Origin of the sequence: Clostridium sp. (assembly GCF_050717535.1) — a bacterium.
GTDB lineage: Bacteria > Bacillota > Clostridia > Clostridiales > Clostridiaceae > Clostridium_AD.
The window spans coordinates 16,823-35,105 of the sequence record NZ_JBOITM010000075.1 but is presented as its reverse complement, the minus strand read 5'-3'; the positions used below and the strand labels follow the sequence as shown (position 1 = coordinate 35,105).

The window sequence follows — 18,283 nt, the reverse complement described above, 5'->3', positions numbered from 1 at the left end:
TCAAAGTATATTTAGTGTATACTAAATTAAGAGGTGAACAGTTTGAAGAAAACAATTGAAGCTACCTACGGAAAAACACTAAAAGGATTAATGATAGCAGCAAATCCAATTAAAAAAAAGATTATGAAGACTCATTGTATTGTTCATAAGTTTATAAATATTCAAGCTATAGAAATATTAAAAAATCAAGGGTACGGTGAAGTTCATAGTTTCTACAAATCACATATAAAAGAATTAAACAAAGGGGTTACTTGGGCAGATCAAGATTTTAAAAGTTCAAATCATTTTTATCATCATTTAAAAGGTACTGGCCTTTATGGATTTTCAAATGCATTAACGGAATTTCAAAAATATTATAAAACTGCTTTGAAATTTGTGGAAGAAGGAGACAATAGGCAAGCGTTGTTCTATTTTGGAGCAGCATGCCATTTAGTTCAAGATTCTACAGTTCCTCAACATGTGAATAATAAGCTCCTAAAAAGTCATAGAAATTTTGAACTTTGGATTATAAGTAAATTAATGAGTGATTATTCTTTTCCCATTTTTAATGAAATAATACAAGAGGATAAGGTAGAAGACTATATAAAAAACAACGCATTATTTGCTAATAAAACTTATATTTATTATGCAAATGTAAAAAGTAAAGAAGAAAAGTATAATAAAATATCTGTGCTCATAGTTCAAAGAGCACAAAAGACTACAGCGGGATTAATGTTGAATTTTTATAACCAAATTAAGAAATAATTCCTTTATTTTAGAGGAATTATTTTATTTTTGAAGAATATTTTAAAAACAAGTAAAATATATTTGGCGAGGGGGTCAATAATTGAAAAGGGAGGTTTTTATAAATCTAGAGAAAGAAATTTTCAAAGGAAATTTATTGGATATAGGTTTTTCTAACCATGGAATCATATACAATATATGTAAACAATATATTGATGACAGAAGTTGTGTAGAGTATGTAGAGGGTAAAAATGATATGCACAAAATAAAAGAAGGGTCTTATGACACCTGTGTGCTTTTTCTTACTTTAAGTGGAATAAAATTGACACAGAGTAAAAAAACATTAATAAAAGATATATATAAATTTTTGAAAGAAGACGGGCTCTTATATATATGGGACATAGATAAAGGGTTCCTCAATACTTTTAGTTCTAGTATTAATATACTTTTACCTGATAAAAGTACAAAACAAATAAATTTAAGAGACTTAAATATATTTAAAAATAATTCTAAAGAAAGTACAATGAGAATTCTACAACCTTATTTTAAAATAACCACTTTGAAAAATTCAGATAATATTTATTACATGGTATGTAAAAGGAGAGGAAAATCAGAAGATGAAAGTAACATTAGTAGGGATTAATGCAAAATATATACACAGCAATTTGGCGGTACGGTATTTAAAAACATATACTAAAGATTTAGATTATGAATGTGAAATTATGGAGTTTTCTATTAATGATCAAATTGAGAGGATTTTAGAGGAGATTTTGCGGTGCAAACCAGATCTTGTTGCATTCTCATGTTATATTTGGAATATTGAGTATGTTAAGAAGGTAGCAAATCTTATAAAACTTGTAAGTAGTAAGATTGAAATACTTTATGGCGGACCAGAGGTTAGTTATAATTGTGAAGATTTTCTTGTGGAGAATGTAGGTGATTATGTAATTCAAGGTGAAGGTGAGATAACATATAGTGAATTTATTAAGTGGAAGATTGCTAGTGAGAAAAGTGATAAGCAAAATATGGATAAAACTAGGAATGGACATGAAAATAATGTAAAAATTGGAGAAATACTTGGATTGTGTTATTGGAAAAATGAAAAAGTTGAATACAATGGGGAAAGACCATTAATGGATATGAATAAGATTATTTTTCCATATAATGATGATGAAGAGTTGACCAATAAAATAGTTTATTATGAAGCATCTAGAGGATGCCCTTTTAAGTGTAAATATTGTCTTTCCTCTACTTCACATGGAGCTAGATTTTTAGATGTTGAAAGAGTAAAAAAAGAGTTGCAATTTCTTGCTGATAAAAAAGTAACTCTAGTAAAGTTTGTAGATAGAACTTTTAATTGTAATCATAAATTTGCAATAGAAATTTGGAAATATTTATTAAAGATACAAGGGGAAATAACTTTTCACTTTGAAATTTCAGCAGATTTATTATCTGATGAGGAGTTAGACGTTTTATCTAAGGCTCCAAAGGGGAGATTTCAATTTGAAGTGGGAGTACAAACAACAAATCCTACAATCCTTAATAATATAAATAGATTTGTAACCTTTGAGGAAATAAAGGAAAAGGTTCTAAGGGTAAAGGCAATAAAGACTATTAATCAACATTTAGATTTAATAGCTGGTCTTCCCGGAGAAGATTACGAATCTTTTAGAAATTCTTTTAATGATGTTTATAGCCTTAATATAGAAGTAATACAACTAGGATTTTTGAAATTACTTAAAGGTTCAGACATGATGAATGAAGTGGGGATTTGGGGAATGTCCTATTCACCTTACTCACCTTATGAAATTCTAAGAACTAAGGATATAAGCTATGACGAGTTAGTTAAGCTAAAAAGGGTAGAGAAAATGGTAGACAAATACTATAACTCACAAAAATTCAGCACTATTTTAACTTATTTTGTAGGAAAATTTAATACACCCTTTGATTTTTATTACCAGCTAGGATTATTTTTTTATGATAAGGGGTGTTTAGCAAGGAAAATTTCTTCGGTAGATTATTATAGGATATTTATTGAATTTAATGCGGAAAAACTTAAACAAGAAGATTTTGCACTAAAAGAGATTGTTAAATATGACTATCTTAAATATAACAAAAAGAAATGGCTTCCAGATTTTTTAGTTAGGGATATAGATAAAGAAATAGAGAGAGAAATTAAGGATAAATATTTAGAAAATAATAGTATGAAAAAAGCAAATAATATTCATATTGAAAGATTTATGATTGATATCTTACAATATATAGATAACAATACTATTTGTGAAGAAATTCATTATTTAGTTTATGATATTAACGATGAGGAGAATATAGTAGATATAACATCCATTTTAGATTGTGTATAAAAAAATATTATAAAATTACAAAAAAAACTATATTTTCCTCTAAAATGATATATACTATATTAAGTTAAGCTAATTTTATGAATATTCATTGATTTAAAAAAAGAAGTTGAAATTTGTAAAAATACTAAGTATAATACAAGTTGTATTCGATACTACATAAAGTATAATAATAAATACCAAATTATATTCAGTGTTTGTTATTATCAAAAGTAGTAATAATTGAACTGACTCATTAAACCTATTTAGGTACATAAAAATTGAGTAGCATACTGACATGCTATTTGTTTACATGTCCCTTTTTAGAAAAAAGGTGGTGATATTTTGGCATTAGAGGCAATAAAGAGTATAAAAGATGCAGAACAGCAGGCAACAGAGAATATCAATAAGGCAATTGAAGGTAGTAAGGATATACTAAAGAAATCTGAGATTGAAGCTGAAGGTCAGTACAAAAGGGTTTTGGATGCAGCTAAAGAAGAAATTAAAAAAATCATCGAAATTGCTAAAGAGGAAGGAAGAATAAATTCTGAACCAATTTTAAATCAAGGTAAAATAGAGGTAGATAATATACTTAATTTAGAGTGCGAAAAATTTGATAAGGCGGTTAACAAAGTGGTTGAGAGGATAGTGAAAAATAATGGCAATAGTTAAAATGAGTAAGTTTACATTATTTGCCTTTGAATCACAAAAAGAAACTTTGCTCGATAAACTTCATAGATTTGAAAATGTTCAATTTATAAATCTGCAACAACTTGATGAAGAACATTTGCAATCTCTTAAAAAAGACTCTGAGAATGAAAAAGTTTCTTATTTAGAAGGTGAACAAGCGAAAGTAAAATTTGCTCTTGAGCTGTTACTAAAGCACACAGAAAAACAAGGGGCTATAAAATCCTTAGTCAAGGGTAAAAGAATACTTAGTTATGATGAATTAGAAAAACTAGCTAAAGAATCAAACTATAATGAAAACTATAATAGGTTAAAAGAAAAAGATAATTATTTGTTACAAATGAAAAGTGAAAGAGCTAAAATTGATTCTGAAATAGAAGTGTTAACTCCATGGATATCCTTAGATGCACCTTTTGAAGATCTAAAAACACTGAAGTCCTCCATATTTCTAATGGGGTCACTGTCAAAAGTTTCAAAAGAGACTTTTAGAGAAAAATTTGAAAGTGAAATCCCATATTCATACCTAGAAATTATTAGCGAAGTAAAAGAGGCTGTAAATATAATTGCTATAGTTTATAAAGATTATGAAGATAAAGCAAAAGAAATACTTAAACTTTACAATTTCAGTAATATTAATTTGAAATGTGATGGAATTCCAGCTGAGGTAGTAAAGGGATATAAGGCTAGGTTAGAAGAGATATCAAAAGAAGAACAAAGAACAAATGCGGAAATAAAAGATGATTGTCAGTATTTAGATGATTTCAAAATAGTATCTGAATATTTATCCAATAAACATATAAAGGCATCAGCTTGTGAAAATTTTTTGAAAACAGAAAGTGTAGTTGCAGTGCAGGGATGGGTACAAACAGGATTTGTCAGTGAGTTAGAAGAGTCGATAAAGGCTATAACTAATGAAAATTTTTATTTAGAAGTAGAAGAGGCTAATAAAGAAGATGAAGAAGTACCAATACTTTTAAAAAATAGTTCTATTGTTGAACCTTTTGAACTAATAACATCAATGTATAGTTTACCTAAATATTCAGAGATAGATCCGACACCGCTATTGACACCTTTTTACATGGTGTTTTTCGGAATGATGCTGGCTGATATTGGATATGGGGTAGTAATATTTATAGTAACATTGCTTGCATTAACCAAATTCAATTTAGATGAAGGGCAACGAAGATTCGCTAAGTTTTTCATGTTTCTAAGTATACCAACAGTAATGGCAGGAATTGTTTATGGAAGTTTCTTTGGGGATTTAATTCCTTTTAAATCTATAATAACTCCTAAAGAAGATATAATGCTTTTACTTATAATATCCATTATAATGGGTGCATTCCAAATTTATTTTGGTTTGGGAATCAAAGGATATATACTTATTCGCGATGGTAAACCAATGGATGCTGTTTATGATGTTCTAACATGGTATGCTGCATTAACTGGAGCATTTTTATTATTAGGTGGATCATCATTAGGTTTAAGCCCAGCTGTAATTAATATAGGTAAATGGGTTATGATAACAGGGATGGTTGCACTAGTACTAACCCAAGGAAGACAAAACAAAGGCATTGGCGGAAAAATTGCCGGAGGTCTTTATGGATTATATGGCATATCTGGCTATATAGGAGATTTAGTTTCCTATTCAAGAATTATGGCAATCGGACTTGCTGGTGGATTCATAGCAGCATCTTTTAATATGATTATTAGAATGATGCCAACACCTTTTAATATTATTATAGGTATATTTATATTTGTAGCTACACAAACGTTTAATTTATTATTAAGTGCATTATCAGCGTTTGTTCATAGTGCTAGGCTTCAATATGTAGAATATTTCAGTAAATTTTATGAAGGTGGAGGAAAAGCCTTCAAAGTGTTTAAATCAGCAAATCAGTATATTACTATAATTAAAGAAAAGCAAATTTGAGGAGGAATTAATAATGACATTTATGGAATTTTTATCTAAAAATGGTGGAATTGTATTCGCTGTATTGGGGATGGCACTAGCGGTTATTTTACCTGGAATTGGATCAGCAAAAGGTGTAGGTTTAGTTGGTGAAGCGGGTGCGGGACTCACAACTGAAGAACCTGAGAAATTTGGTAAAGTACTTATTCTTCAATTGTTACCAGGTACGCAAGGACTTTATGGTTTCGTTATAGGACTTATGGTATTACCTAAATTAGTTGCAGCTATGACTTTAGGTTCGGGATTATATTTATTTATGGCTTGTTTACCAATAGCGTTTGTAGGATACTATTCTGCAATAGCTCAGGCTAAAACTTCAGCAGCAGGTATTGCAATACTCGCTAAAAAACCAGAACATATGGCAAAAGCTATAATATTCGCTGTAATGGTTGAAACATATGCTATTTTAGCATTTGTTATTTCAATAATTTTAGTTATACAAACTGTATAATCTTAGTAAACAAGATATTCTAATTTTAAAACTAAGAAGTTAGAGGAAGTGAATATATGTCAAATTTAGATAACTTATCAGCTAAGATAATAGAGGATGCGAGTATTAAAGCAGAGACTATATTGAAAGAAGCAAGTGATAATGGAAAGTTAATGATAGAAAATAAAATAAATAAAGCAGAAGTACTTAAAGGTAAAATGCTAGAAGAAAGTAAAATTGAAGCGATTACAGTTAAACAGAGAATTATATCTAATACTCAGTTATCTGTAAGAAACGAAGAGATAGTTGCTAAGCAAAAGATGATTAATAAGGTATTTGTAGAAGCATTAGAAAAACTTTTAGTCATTAGTGATGTAGAATATTTAGAAATTATGAAAACATATCTTTTATCAATGCCAATAGTTGGAAATGAGGAAATAATACTTCCTGGGAAATATAAAAACATTGTAAATGAGGAGTATTTATCCGGAATAAATTCAGCACTTGTAGCATCAGGTAAACTAGGTGAAATAAAATTGTGTTCTGAAGATAGGGATATAAAAAGTGGATTTATTGTAGCTAAAAACGGTATAGAAATTAACAATACTTTTGAAAGTTTAGTTAATTCCTTAAGAGATGAGCTTGAGTCAGAAATTGTTAATGTACTATTCAATTAAAGTTAAGAAGAAGGATAATAAACTACAATTATTATCCTTCCAAAAGCAAAACAAGGAGGATAGCCATATATGGATAATATGAAGTTTACACAAGCTGTGGCTAGGCTAAGAGTATTAGAAACAAGACTCCTTAATAAAGTAAAGATTGATAGGATGATTGATAGTACCTCTGCGGAAGAAGTGCTTAAAATCTTGCAGGAAACTGAATATGCAAGTTTGATGGGAATTGTAAAAAGACCAGAAGACTACAATTTATTACTTAAAGAGGAGTTAAATAGAGTATATGCGCTTATGTATAGTATTTCTCCAGATCCTGCTATAATAGATATTATGAGCCTAAAATATGATTATCATAATATTAAGGTAATGTTAAAGGGCAGAGCTTTAGACAAGGACTTTTTTCATATGTTAATTCCTGTAGGTACAGTGGGGATAGAGAAATTAAAGGTCTGCATGAAAACAGAGGATTATAGAGAATTAAATCCTAGCATGAGAGATACTATACTTAAGGCTGATGAGGTCTACCAGAAACTTAGAGATCCTCAGAAAATAGATATTATAGTAGATCAGTATATGTATATAGATATATTAGCCAGAGCAAAAGAATTAAAAAATAAATTTATACTTGATTATATTGTAAGAAGTATGGATTTTTCTAACATAAAGTCAGTTATTAGATTAAAGAAGCAAGAAAAGGATGTAGAATTTTTAAAAGAGATTATCCTTCTAGGTGGGGATATACCCATGGATATTTTAATAAGAGCCTTTGATGAACCTATTGAAAATATGGCAGCTAAATTTTCCGCGTCTAAGTATGGAGAAATTGTAAGAATGGGACTAGAAGAATATATAAAAACAGGGAAACTTTCTCTTCTTGAAAAACTTTCAGAAAATTTTATCATGAAAGATTTAAAACCTGCTAAATATATCACTTTTGGACCTGAGCCAATATTTGCATTTATTGCAGCAAAAGAAACAGAAATAAAAATAATAAGAATTATTATGGTTGGAAAATTAAATAACGTTGATACGGCGGTTATAAGAGAAAGGGTGCGTGAGGTTTATGCATAAAGTAGGAGTAGTTGGAGATAAAGATTCAATACTTGCTTTTAAAGCCCTTGGAATTGACGTATATCCGGTTATTGAAATTGAAGAGGCTAAAAAAGTTATAGATAAAATGGCATTTGATAATTATGCGGTCATATTTGTTACAGAGCAAATAGCTCAGCATTTAGGTGAAACTATAAAAAGATATAATAGACAGATGCTTCCTGCCATTATATTAATACCAAGTAATCAAGGCTCACTTAATATAGGAATGCAAAAAATTAGAGATAATGTAGAAAAAGCGGTGGGCATAAATATTTTATAGAAAGGTAGGGAGATAACTTGAAAATCGGTGAAATTGTAAAAGTTTCAGGTCCGTTAGTTGTTGCTAAAGGAATGGAAGAAGCTAATATATACGATGTAGTTAAGGTTGGAGAAAAAGGCCTCGTTGGCGAAATTATCGAAATGAGAGGAGATAGAGCCTCCATTCAAGTATATGAGGAAACATCAGGACTTGGACCAGGAGATCCAGTAGAAACTACAGGGGAACCACTAAGTGTTGAACTTGGACCCGGGCTTATGGAATCAATGTTTGACGGTATTCAAAGACCCCTTGAAGCAATAAGAGCTATAGCTGGAAATTTCTTAACAAAGGGCGTGAATGTTGCACCTTTAGATAGGACGCGAAAATGGGAATTTGTTCCTAGTGCAAAAGTTGGAGATGAAGTTTCATATGGTTATGAAATAGGTACAGTTAAGGAAACTACTGTTATCACTCAAAAGATAATGATACCTAAGGGGATTTCCGGAACTATAACTTCTATAAAAGAAGGAGAATTCACCGTAGAGGAAATGATAGCAGAAATTGAAACTAAAGATGGCATTAAAGAAATTACATTAATGCAAAAATGGCCAGTAAGGCGTGGAAGACCATATGCTGAAAAATTAAACCCAGTAGAGCCATTAGTTACAGGTCAAAGAGTAATAGATACATTTTTCCCAGTAACTAAAGGTGGTACTGCATGTGTACCTGGTCCTTTTGGAAGTGGTAAAACAGTAGTTCAGCATCAATTAGCAAAATGGGCAGATGCTGAAATAATAGTTTATATAGGCTGTGGTGAGCGTGGAAACGAAATGACAGATGTTTTGAACGAGTTCCCAGAACTAAAAGATCCAAAAACAGGCGAATCACTTATGAAAAGAACAGTGCTAATCGCTAATACCTCTAATATGCCAGTTGCAGCTAGAGAAGCTTCTGTATATACTGGGATAACTATTGCAGAGTACTTTAGAGATATGGGATTCTCTGTAGCATTAATGGCAGATTCTACGTCTAGATGGGCAGAGGCACTTCGTGAAATGTCAGGTAGACTTGAAGAGATGCCAGGTGATGAAGGGTATCCAGCATATCTAGGTTCACGTGTAGCTGATTTTTATGAAAGATCTGGAAAGATAAAATGTGTTGGAGACGGTGATAGGGTAGGTGCGATTACAGTTATTGGTGCAGTTTCACCTCCAGGTGGAGATTTATCTGAACCGGTTACTCAAGCAACACTTAGAATAGTTAAGGTATTTTGGGGACTGGATGCTCAACTTGCTTATAAAAGACATTTCCCAGCAATAAACTGGCTAGAGTCTTATTCACTTTATTTAGATCAGACAACTGGTTGGATGAATGAGAATGTTGCAGAAGATTGGACTGAGCTTAGAGTTAAAGCTATGATAATACTTCAAGAAGAATCAAAACTTGATGAAATAGTAAGGCTTGTAGGAGTAGATGCACTATCTGAAAAAGATAGATTGAAACTCGAAGTTGCAAAGACAATTAGAGAAGATTATCTGCAACAAAATGCTTTCCATGAGGTTGATACATATGCATCTTTAGATAAACAATATAAAATGTTAAAGCTTGTAATAACATTCCATCATGAAGCTGAAAAAGCTCTGAGTGCTGGCGTTTATTTGAAGAACATATTAGAAATGACCGTAAGGGATAAAATAGCAAGAGCAAAATATATTCCAGAAACTGAAATGTCAAAAATTGATGATATATACAAAGAACTATCTGATCAAGTAGAAAAATTAATAACGGAAGGAGGGGTTGTTAGTGCTTAAAGAATACAGAACAATAACAGAAGTTGTTGGTCCTTTAATGGTTGTAGAAAAAGTTGAAGGAGTTCGTTATGATGAACTAGTTGAAATAGAACTACAGACTGGCGAAATACGTAGCGGAAAAGTACTTGAAATAAATGAAGATAAAGCAATGGTTCAATTATTTGAGAGTTCTGCAGGAATTAACTTAAAAGGTAGTAAGGCTAAATTCCTTGGAAGACCACTTGAACTTGGCGTTTCTGAAGATATGCTGGGAAGAGTCTTTGATGGACTTGGTAGACCTAAAGATGGTGGACCTAAGATCATTCCTGATAAGAAATTAGACATAAATGGAGAAGCAATAAACCCTGTAGCAAGGGACTATCCTTCTGAATTTATTCAAACAGGAATTTCGGCTATTGATGGACTTAATACACTAGTTAGAGGACAAAAATTACCAGTGTTTTCTGGTTCAGGTCTTCCACATGCGCAGCTTGCAGCACAAATAGCAAGACAAGCGAAGGTATTAAATTCAGAATCAAAATTTGTTGTTATATTTGCAGCCATAGGTATAACTTTTCAAGAAGCACAATTCTTCGTAGATGATTTTACGAAAACTGGTGCCATTGATAGGACTGTGTTATTTATGAATCTTGCAAATGACCCAGCTATTGAGAGAATAGCTACACCTAGAATGGCGTTAACTACAGCTGAATATCTTGCTTATGAAAAAGGATATCATGTTCTTGTAATTATGACTGATATTACAAATTACTGTGAAGCACTACGTGAAGTTTCAGCTGCAAGAAAAGAAGTTCCAGGTAGACGTGGATATCCAGGATATCTTTATACTGACCTTGCCATGCTATATGAAAGAGCAGGAAGGATTAAAGGACAGGAAGGTTCAATAACACAAATTCCTATTTTAACCATGCCTGAGGATGATATAACTCATCCAATTCCTGATTTAACAGGATATATAACTGAAGGACAGATAATTTTAAGTAGAGAGCTTTATAAAAAGGGAATTATGCCACCAATAGATGTTTTGCCTTCATTATCAAGACTTAAAGATAAAGGTATTGGTAAAGGTAAAACAAGAGAAGACCATGCTGATACAATGAATCAATTATTTGCTGCATATGCTCAAGGTAAGCAAGCAAAAGAGCTAGCTGTTATACTAGGTGAGTCAGCTTTATCTGAAGCAGATAAAAAATATGCAATATTTTCAGATGAGTTTGAGAAGCGCTATGTATCACAAGGTTTCGAAACTAATAGAACAATTGATGAAACAATAAATTTAGGATGGGAGCTTCTATCTATTCTACCAAGAAATGAACTTAAGAGAATTAGAGATGAATTTGTAGAAAAATACTTACCAAAAAAAGAGGGTGAGTAAAAATGGCTAGGCTAAATGTCAATCCTACTAGAATGGAGCTTACTAAACTTAAAAAAAGATTAGGTACAGCGACTCGTGGGCATAAATTATTAAAAGACAAACAAGATGAACTTATGAGAAGGTTTATTGATCTTATAAAACATAATAATGAACTCAGAAAGAGCGTTGAGGAAGAATTACAAAATGCTTATAAGGATTTTCTAATGTCAAGCGCTTTGATGTCTTCAGAATTTCTAGAGGAGGCTATTGCCTATCCAAAAGAAAGTATTTCTGTGGAAGTAGAGACAAAAAATCTTATGAGTGTTAATGTTCCAATAATGAAATTTGTAAGAAAATTAGAAAATGATCCTGGCAGCATATATCCTTATGGATTTGCGAGCACTTCAGCAGACCTTGATGGAGCTATAGAAAAGCTATATCTAATTCTACCAAAACTTTTAGAACTAGCGGAAGTAGAAAAAACTTGTCAACTTTTGGCAGATGAAATCGAAAAAACTAGAAGAACAGTTAACGCTCTTGAGTATATGATAATACCTCAACTTCAGGATACCATTAAGTATATAAAAATGAAGCTTGGTGAAAATGAAAGAGGAGCTTTAACTAGGCTTATGAAAGTTAAAAGCATGATGGAGAAAGCGGAGGCAATAGCAGATGCAAAGAAAATTAGCACATAAATAAAATAGGATTAAGGTGTTTTTTATAACACCTTAATTTTTTTTGAAAAAAATTTGTTGATGTATGCAGTGATTTAGAATAGAATATATAATATAAGGAATTAAATTTATTGCGAGGTAAAGCAATTAATATAAGTTAAAGGAGAATGTTTATGGCAGTTAGAAAAATTTTACAATATGGTGACGAGCGTCTTAAAACAGTATGTGCGAAGGTTGAAAAAGTAGATAGGAAAATATTAAATTTAATTGACGACATGATGGACACACTCTATGAGGGTACTGGTATAGGCCTTGCTGCTCCTCAAATAGGTGCTTTAAAAAGAGTTATTTTAATCGATTTAGGAGAAGAAGATGAAGAACCAATAATAGTTATAAACCCTAAAATAACAGCACGATCTGGCAATGAAAAGGATTTTGAGGGTTGTTTAAGTTATTTAGGACATGAAGGTGAAGTATTTAGACCTACAAATGTTACAGTAGAAGGAATTAATTATAAAGGAAAACCAGTAAACTATAAAGCAGAAGGGCTACTGGCAAGAGCTTTTTGTCATGAAATTGATCATTTAGATGGAATAATGTATATGGACAGAGCTGAGGAAATGTACGAGCTGGCTGACGAAGAAGAGTAAATTATACTATAAAACCAGCTGTATTTAATGTGGGAGGGTAAAAAATTATTAATTGTTTATCATCTTACGTGATGGATTTTTATAAGTTCTTAAATAATATTTTGAAAAAGGCATTCCCATGATTTTAAATATCATAGGGGGATGCTTTTTTCATTTCCCATAAAATAAAAAACCTGAGAATAGACTGGCCTATTCTCAGGTTTTTATTAATATAATCTTTAAGTCTATTCTTAAGGGCATAGTAGATAAATAGCTAGTAGATAAATAGTTATTAGAGATACAGTGAAAGTTATAATCTAACACCTTTAACTCCGTATACGGAGCCGAAAAATGGGATTTTTAACTTTAGATATACATGTATATCTTTATTTATGTTAAGGCTTTTATGAAGATACACCTTTACACCCTCATGTTCCATTAAAATAAATTGTTCTGAAGGAGAAAAATTCTTTTGAGTCTCAATCCAGAGACTTCTTGTAGGTGTGCCTCCTCACCCGCAAGAATTTATTACAGACTTAATTATTAAAACTGAATTTGATTTTTTTATAGCACTTATTGCTTTATCGTCTATAGTTAACATAAAACACCTCCATACCCGTGCTGGGTATATCTATACTTATATATTAATCTGAAAGTGATTGAATGTCAATGCGATAAAATAAGTAATATTTAAAATTAAAGCATATTGGTTAATTTGAATATACGATAATTCAGCATTCTAATTCATATAATAGACGAATCTATTATGGCTTAGCCTATTTCATCTGCATATTAATATAATCTTTTAGTCTATTATCCCAAGAAGGAATTTCAATACCCAGGGAGGATTTTATATGGGAGCTATCAACGCAGGTGTACTTAGGTTCGTTAATAATATTAGATAGAAGTTTATCCGATTGTACTACCAACGGAACATTGAGATTACTAAATTCTATTATACTATTTATTAGCTGTGATTTTGATAAACATCCCTCATTGGTGTAGTTATATATACCATATTTATTAGTGGCCAAAAGCTGCTTAAGCACGTAAACCAAATCTTCAATATAAGTTACAGAAAGGGTAGGATTTGAAAATAGATAAATTGCTGTATGTTTTCCCTTTATTAGGTTTCTTACAAAGCAATCATTGCCACCAAATATATTTGAGCTGCGAAGAATAAAATATTTTGTGCAAATTGTTTGGATTAATTCTTCAGCCCCGAGTTTACTCTTACTATATGCGTTAATTGGGGTACATTCATCAATTTCACTGTAGGGAGAAGATTTAAAATCGCCGTATACATCTGTGCTAGATAGATATAATATGGGTATATTAAGCGAATTACAACAGCTAGCAATATTTAAAGTACCTACCGTGTTTACACCGTAGGCTAAAGCTTCGTTGTACTCACAAATATATTTATTCGTTATGGCTGCAGTATGGATTACTGCATCAGGCTTTAATTCGTTGAGAACTTTTTCAGTAGCTATTTTATCCATTATGTTAAGCTGGGTTTTGTCTAGTCCATATATAGTATGTGATTTTGATAAGACATTACAAAGATAAGTACCAATATTACCTTTTGCGCCAGTTATTAAAATATTCATAAATACCTCCTTAAATTTCATGCTACTAAAGTATATGACACAGTATCTTTAATATTAAAGAATTAGATGCTTTTTTTAAAACGGTCTTATAGAAGGGTGGGTAATAATGGCAATAAACAATTTTTATAAGGGGGGGATTTCAGGAAAGTTGTTAACCGTCCCCTTAGGTTTACAATTAGTATCAGTTGAACAGCTTTGATAAATGTGATAAAATGTACTATATATAATATGCGTAAAAACATGTGGGTTTGTATGGAAGATATAAATTAATAATTACTGTCTTTCTAGAGAACTAAAAGGAGGAATTTAAGAATGGAGACAACAAAGTTAAAAGATAATATTTATTGGGTTGGAGTAAATGATTCTAAACTTAGGGTATTTGATATTATAATGGAGACTAAGAAGGGAACTACATATAATTCGTATTTAATAGATGATGAGAAAGTTGCTATAATAGATTCTGTTAAGAATGGTTTTTTAGAAGATTCACTAGGAAAAATAAAAGGTGTCATTGGTGAGAAAAAAGTTGACTATATAATAGTTCAGCATACGGAACTAGACCATAGTGGTTCTTTAGGTGAGCTTTTGGAAGTTTACCCAGAAGCTGTAGTGATTGCTTCAAATGCTGCTATAAACTATTTAAAAGAAATTATGAATAAGGACTTTAATAGTAGGGTGGCTAAGGGGGAACTTTGTTTAGGTAAAAATACCTTACAGTTTATCTCTGCTCCGAATTTACATTGGCCAGATACAATGTTTACTTATGCTAAGGAAGAAAAAATATTGTTTACTTGTGATGTAATGGGTTGTCACTATTCACCAGCTAATTGCATAACGGATGCTTGCTCTGGTGACTATTTTGACGAAATGAAATATTATTTTGATGTTATAATGGGACCTTTTAAGAAATTTGTAAATATGGGACTAGATAAAATTAAAGATTTAGAACTTGATATGGTAGCCCCAAGTCATGGACCTGTACATATAAATGATGTTAAAATGTATGTAGATCTTTATAGACAGTGGGCTAAAGTCGAAGAAATAAAAGAAAAAAACATCCAGATATTTTATATTTCTGCTTATGGTAATACTGAAGCTATGGCAAAATATTTAGCTGAGAAAATCAAAAAAAACGGCATAAAAGCAGAGGCTCATGAAATTACATCTATGGATTTAGATGATATTGTGGCGCTTATTGAAAAGGCTAGTGGTATTATGATAGGTTCACCTACTATTAATCAAGATGCAGTAAAGCCTGCTTGGGACGTTCTATCACTTGTATGTGCAATAACCAATAGAGGTAAGGCAGCAGGAGCTTTCGGTTCATATGGATGGAGTGGAGAAGGGGTTCCTATGCTTACACAAAGGTTAAAGTCTTTAAAATTTAAAGTAGTAGAAGAAGGATTTAAATTTAAATTTGTTCCGGATACTAAAGAATATGAAGAGGCTGATAAATTTGTGGAAGATTATTTACAACTTTTATAATAGAGATTTATTATAGAACTGTGGTTTTTGTTGATTTAATAGTAAAAAAAGAAAATCTCACTTATGTAGTGGAATTTTCCTTTTTTTTATAGAGAATTACAAACATACCAAATGTAAATAATATAATGAAAATATATTATTTAATATTATTGTAAACTTTTAATAGAAAAAACAATGAATTTCTAGTATTATTTATGTAAGCCTAAAATCGTAACGTATAGTTTACCAATGATGTATGGAGGGGATTTATTTGAATAAACAATATATAATTAATTTTTTAAATAAAAATGACTTAAGTGATATATCTGAAATTCAATATAAAAAGGATACCATAGCGCTGAAGTTTAAATATTATTATGATGAAGTAGAAATGGAAGCGGCTACATGTTTTGCCGACGAAGAGGGCAATTTTAATGGAGACAGTGAAGAATGGTACGAAGAATATTTTTTACCCTATTTAAGCGATATTGCAGCAGATAATGTGGAAGACATTATGGAGGAATGTGCTGAAGAAATGTGTATAGAGTACGAATTTATTGGATGTGATATATCACAAGATGCATATGAATTTAATGAATTCGCAGTAGTTTTTTATGATGAAGATGCAAATATCGATATTGATGACATATTACTTGAATTAGATATATAATTCTTTTACAGGAATGAGTGGACTGTTAAGCCACTTTTTTACAAGTGGCTTTAACTTTCTGATATCTAACTATAACTTCGTCTAATTGCTGACTGCAAGATACAACTAGTTTATCAGTTGGCTTTTTAAAATTCAATAAAAAATGTAAAATGGTTCTTAATGATTCTAATTCTCTTTTTAAAAGTTTCAATTTAAGATTCATATTGTTATACCTCTTATCATCAAATTTGTGTTTGTGGAACAAATATAGTATACCAAATTGTTGAAGGAATGTTAAATTTTTTAGTAGCCATATAAATATAGAAAACTACAAATTAGACTATAGTTACGGAAAAACCACAAAAATATTATGGTAAAATATACCATGAAAGTACATGTATGTGTTTGACAAAGCTATTTGTAATAATATGTAAACGACGAAAAAAGTCTTAATTTGCTTGTACTATTTTATATAAACTGAAATATGTTTGATTTCTACTATTTATGCATAAAAATTTGGTATAATAAAAAAGGTAGAATAAACAACAATGGAATAGGAGTGATATTATGAGTATAGATGAATTAACTAATAGGATAAATTATCTTTATAATAAAAGCAAAGCAGAAGGACTAACAGAGGAAGAGAAAATAGAACAACAAGAATTAAGGAAAAAGTATATTGATAATGTTAAAAGAAATTTTAAATCGCAATTAGATACAATTGTGAAAGTAGACCCTAAAGATAAAAACAATAAATTAATAAATCATTAGAAATGAGGAGTTTAAATGGCTGTTACTATAGAGGAATTAATAGAACATTTCAATTTAGAGGTTTTAGTAGAAGGAGACAAGGGTAGGATAATTAATGTTAGTGATATTAATAGGCCAGGGCTTCAAATCGCAGGCTTTTATCAGTATTTTGATAATAAGAGAGTTCAATTAATAGGAATGGCAGAGTGGGGCTTTCTAGATTGTATGGAAATAGAACTTAGGAAGAAAAGAATTAACAAATATTTTAAATTGGATCCGCTTTGTGTTATTTTTACTAGGCATTTGGAGCCTCATAAGGAAATTCTGAAGGCGGCAATGGAAAATGGACAATGGGTGCTTCGAACAAAATTAATTTCTACAAGATTTATTAGTAAGCTTACCAATTTTTTAGATACTAAGCTAGCTCCGGAAACTAGGCTTCATGGTGTTTTAGTAGATGTTTATGGTATAGGTATATTACTCAGTGGTGAAAGTGGAATAGGTAAGAGTGAATGTGCTTTAGAGTTAATAAAAAGGGGTCATAGACTTATTGCAGATGATGCAGTGGATATTAAAGAAATCGATGGTATGCTTCTTGGAAGCTGTCCATACATAACCAGTGGCATGCTTGAAGTAAGAGGTATGGGAATAATAGATATTCCAGCAATTTATGGTATGAGTTCCGTTTTAAATACTAAGACTATAAGTATATTGATTTCGCTTACTTTGTGGAATGAAAATGAAGAATATGATAGGCTTGGCATAGATAATGAATTTATGGATATTCTAAATGTGCCTTTAAGGAAAATAACACTACCAATTAGGCCGGGCAGAAATATAGCAGTTATTATTGAAGCAGCTGCAGCTAATTATAGATATAGTTTAAATTCTAAAATAACACCTGTTGAAACAATAAATATGAGAATAGCCGAAGTAACTGCAGATCGTGAAATTAAATAAAAAAAATTTGTTGTAAATGTGCAATTTTAAAATAATAAAACTGCACAAATATATAACGATCACTATAAAGATAATGTATTTTGTGTGAAATTTGAAAGTTTTAGTGAAATTAAGCCCAATGACATGAAAAATAGATTTATAAGACAGTTTTGGCGTTTGTAATTTAACAGAATATTTAGTAGAATGGTAGAATAGTAGAATAGTAG

General features: G+C 30.8%; 19 protein-coding genes. 17 read left to right on the top strand and 2 right to left on the bottom strand.

Annotated elements, in window-relative coordinates; translation table 11 throughout:
- The first annotated feature begins 42 nt into the window (after positions 1-42).
- The 13 genes from ACREVU_RS14255 (at position 43) to def (ending at position 12,665) form a co-directional block, all read left to right on the top strand.
- Positions 43-744 (top strand): zinc dependent phospholipase C family protein, encoded by a 702-nt coding sequence (locus ACREVU_RS14255; RefSeq protein WP_431552272.1) that lies wholly within the window; start codon positions 43-45, stop codon positions 742-744.
- Between the two features lie 82 nt (positions 745-826).
- Positions 827-1,366, top strand: coding sequence for a class I SAM-dependent methyltransferase (locus tag ACREVU_RS14250; protein ID WP_431552271.1), 540 nt, complete (start codon positions 827-829; stop codon positions 1,364-1,366).
- A complete protein-coding gene (locus tag ACREVU_RS14245) occupies positions 1,341-3,086 on the top strand; it encodes a B12-binding domain-containing radical SAM protein (RefSeq protein ID WP_431552270.1) in 1,746 nt (581 codons plus the stop codon). The genes ACREVU_RS14250 and ACREVU_RS14245 overlap by 26 nt, the downstream gene beginning before the upstream one ends.
- Before the next feature lie 321 nt (positions 3,087-3,407).
- Positions 3,408-3,734, top strand: coding sequence for a hypothetical protein (locus tag ACREVU_RS14240; protein ID WP_431552269.1), 327 nt, complete (start codon positions 3,408-3,410; stop codon positions 3,732-3,734).
- Positions 3,721-5,679, top strand: coding sequence for a V-type ATP synthase subunit I (locus tag ACREVU_RS14235; protein ID WP_431552268.1), 1,959 nt, complete (start codon positions 3,721-3,723; stop codon positions 5,677-5,679). The genes ACREVU_RS14240 and ACREVU_RS14235 overlap by 14 nt, the downstream gene beginning before the upstream one ends.
- 13 nt (positions 5,680-5,692) lie before the next feature.
- Positions 5,693-6,169 carry a V-type ATP synthase subunit K gene (locus ACREVU_RS14230; RefSeq protein WP_431552267.1) on the top strand — a complete coding sequence of 159 codons (477 nt, stop codon included), beginning with the start codon at positions 5,693-5,695 and terminating at the stop codon, positions 6,167-6,169.
- Positions 6,170-6,225: 56 nt separating this feature from the next.
- A complete protein-coding gene (locus ACREVU_RS14225; protein ID WP_431552266.1) occupies positions 6,226-6,825 on the top strand; it encodes a V-type ATP synthase subunit E in 600 nt (199 codons plus the stop codon).
- A 69-nt stretch (positions 6,826-6,894) separates the two neighbouring features.
- A complete protein-coding gene (locus ACREVU_RS14220; protein ID WP_431552265.1) occupies positions 6,895-7,896 on the top strand; it encodes a V-type ATP synthase subunit C in 1,002 nt (333 codons plus the stop codon).
- Positions 7,889-8,197, top strand: coding sequence for a V-type ATP synthase subunit F (locus tag ACREVU_RS14215; protein WP_431552264.1), 309 nt, complete (start codon positions 7,889-7,891; stop codon positions 8,195-8,197). Before ACREVU_RS14220 ends, ACREVU_RS14215 begins: the two co-directional genes overlap by 8 nt.
- A 17-nt stretch (positions 8,198-8,214) precedes the next feature.
- On the top strand, positions 8,215-9,987 hold the full coding sequence (locus ACREVU_RS14210) for a V-type ATP synthase subunit A (RefSeq protein WP_431552263.1): 1,773 nt from the start codon (positions 8,215-8,217) through the stop codon (positions 9,985-9,987).
- Positions 9,980-11,362, top strand: a complete 1,383-nt coding sequence (locus ACREVU_RS14205) for a V-type ATP synthase subunit B (RefSeq protein ID WP_431552262.1) — start codon at positions 9,980-9,982, stop codon at positions 11,360-11,362. The genes ACREVU_RS14210 and ACREVU_RS14205 overlap by 8 nt, the downstream gene beginning before the upstream one ends.
- 2 nt (positions 11,363-11,364) lie before the next feature.
- Complete coding sequence (locus ACREVU_RS14200; protein WP_431552261.1) at positions 11,365-12,036, top strand: V-type ATP synthase subunit D; 672 nt, start codon at positions 11,365-11,367, stop codon at positions 12,034-12,036.
- Between the two features lie 152 nt (positions 12,037-12,188).
- Positions 12,189-12,665 carry a peptide deformylase gene (gene def, locus ACREVU_RS14195; protein ID WP_431552260.1) on the top strand — a complete coding sequence of 159 codons (477 nt, stop codon included), beginning with the start codon at positions 12,189-12,191 and terminating at the stop codon, positions 12,663-12,665.
- A gap of 755 nt (positions 12,666-13,420) precedes the next feature.
- On the opposite strand, the gene ACREVU_RS14190 is transcribed toward def, so the two are convergent.
- A complete protein-coding gene (locus ACREVU_RS14190; RefSeq protein WP_431552259.1) occupies positions 13,421-14,254 on the bottom strand; it encodes an SDR family oxidoreductase in 834 nt (277 codons plus the stop codon).
- Positions 14,255-14,566: 312 nt separating this feature from the next.
- Between ACREVU_RS14190 and ACREVU_RS14185 the strand changes: the two genes are divergently transcribed.
- Together ACREVU_RS14185 and ACREVU_RS14180 are read left to right on the top strand one after the other, a co-directional pair.
- Positions 14,567-15,739 (top strand): FprA family A-type flavoprotein, encoded by a 1,173-nt coding sequence (locus tag ACREVU_RS14185; protein WP_431552258.1) that lies wholly within the window; start codon positions 14,567-14,569, stop codon positions 15,737-15,739.
- 250 nt (positions 15,740-15,989) lie between these two features.
- On the top strand, positions 15,990-16,388 hold the full coding sequence (locus ACREVU_RS14180; RefSeq protein ID WP_431552257.1) for a hypothetical protein: 399 nt from the start codon (positions 15,990-15,992) through the stop codon (positions 16,386-16,388).
- A 25-nt stretch (positions 16,389-16,413) separates the two neighbouring features.
- Here the strand turns inward: ACREVU_RS14180 and ACREVU_RS14175 are convergent, their stop codons facing one another.
- Positions 16,414-16,590 (bottom strand): Spo0E family sporulation regulatory protein-aspartic acid phosphatase, encoded by a 177-nt coding sequence (locus ACREVU_RS14175; protein ID WP_431552256.1) that lies wholly within the window; start codon positions 16,588-16,590, stop codon positions 16,414-16,416.
- A gap of 344 nt (positions 16,591-16,934) precedes the next feature.
- Here ACREVU_RS14175 and ACREVU_RS14170 point away from each other — a divergent pair, with 344 nt between their 5' ends.
- A complete protein-coding gene (locus ACREVU_RS14170) occupies positions 16,935-17,138 on the top strand; it encodes a DUF896 domain-containing protein (protein WP_431552255.1) in 204 nt (67 codons plus the stop codon).
- Positions 17,139-17,153: 15 nt separating this feature from the next.
- Positions 17,154-18,077, top strand: coding sequence for an HPr(Ser) kinase/phosphatase (gene hprK, locus ACREVU_RS14165; RefSeq protein WP_431552254.1), 924 nt, complete (start codon positions 17,154-17,156; stop codon positions 18,075-18,077).
- The last annotated feature ends 206 nt before the right edge of the window (positions 18,078-18,283 follow it).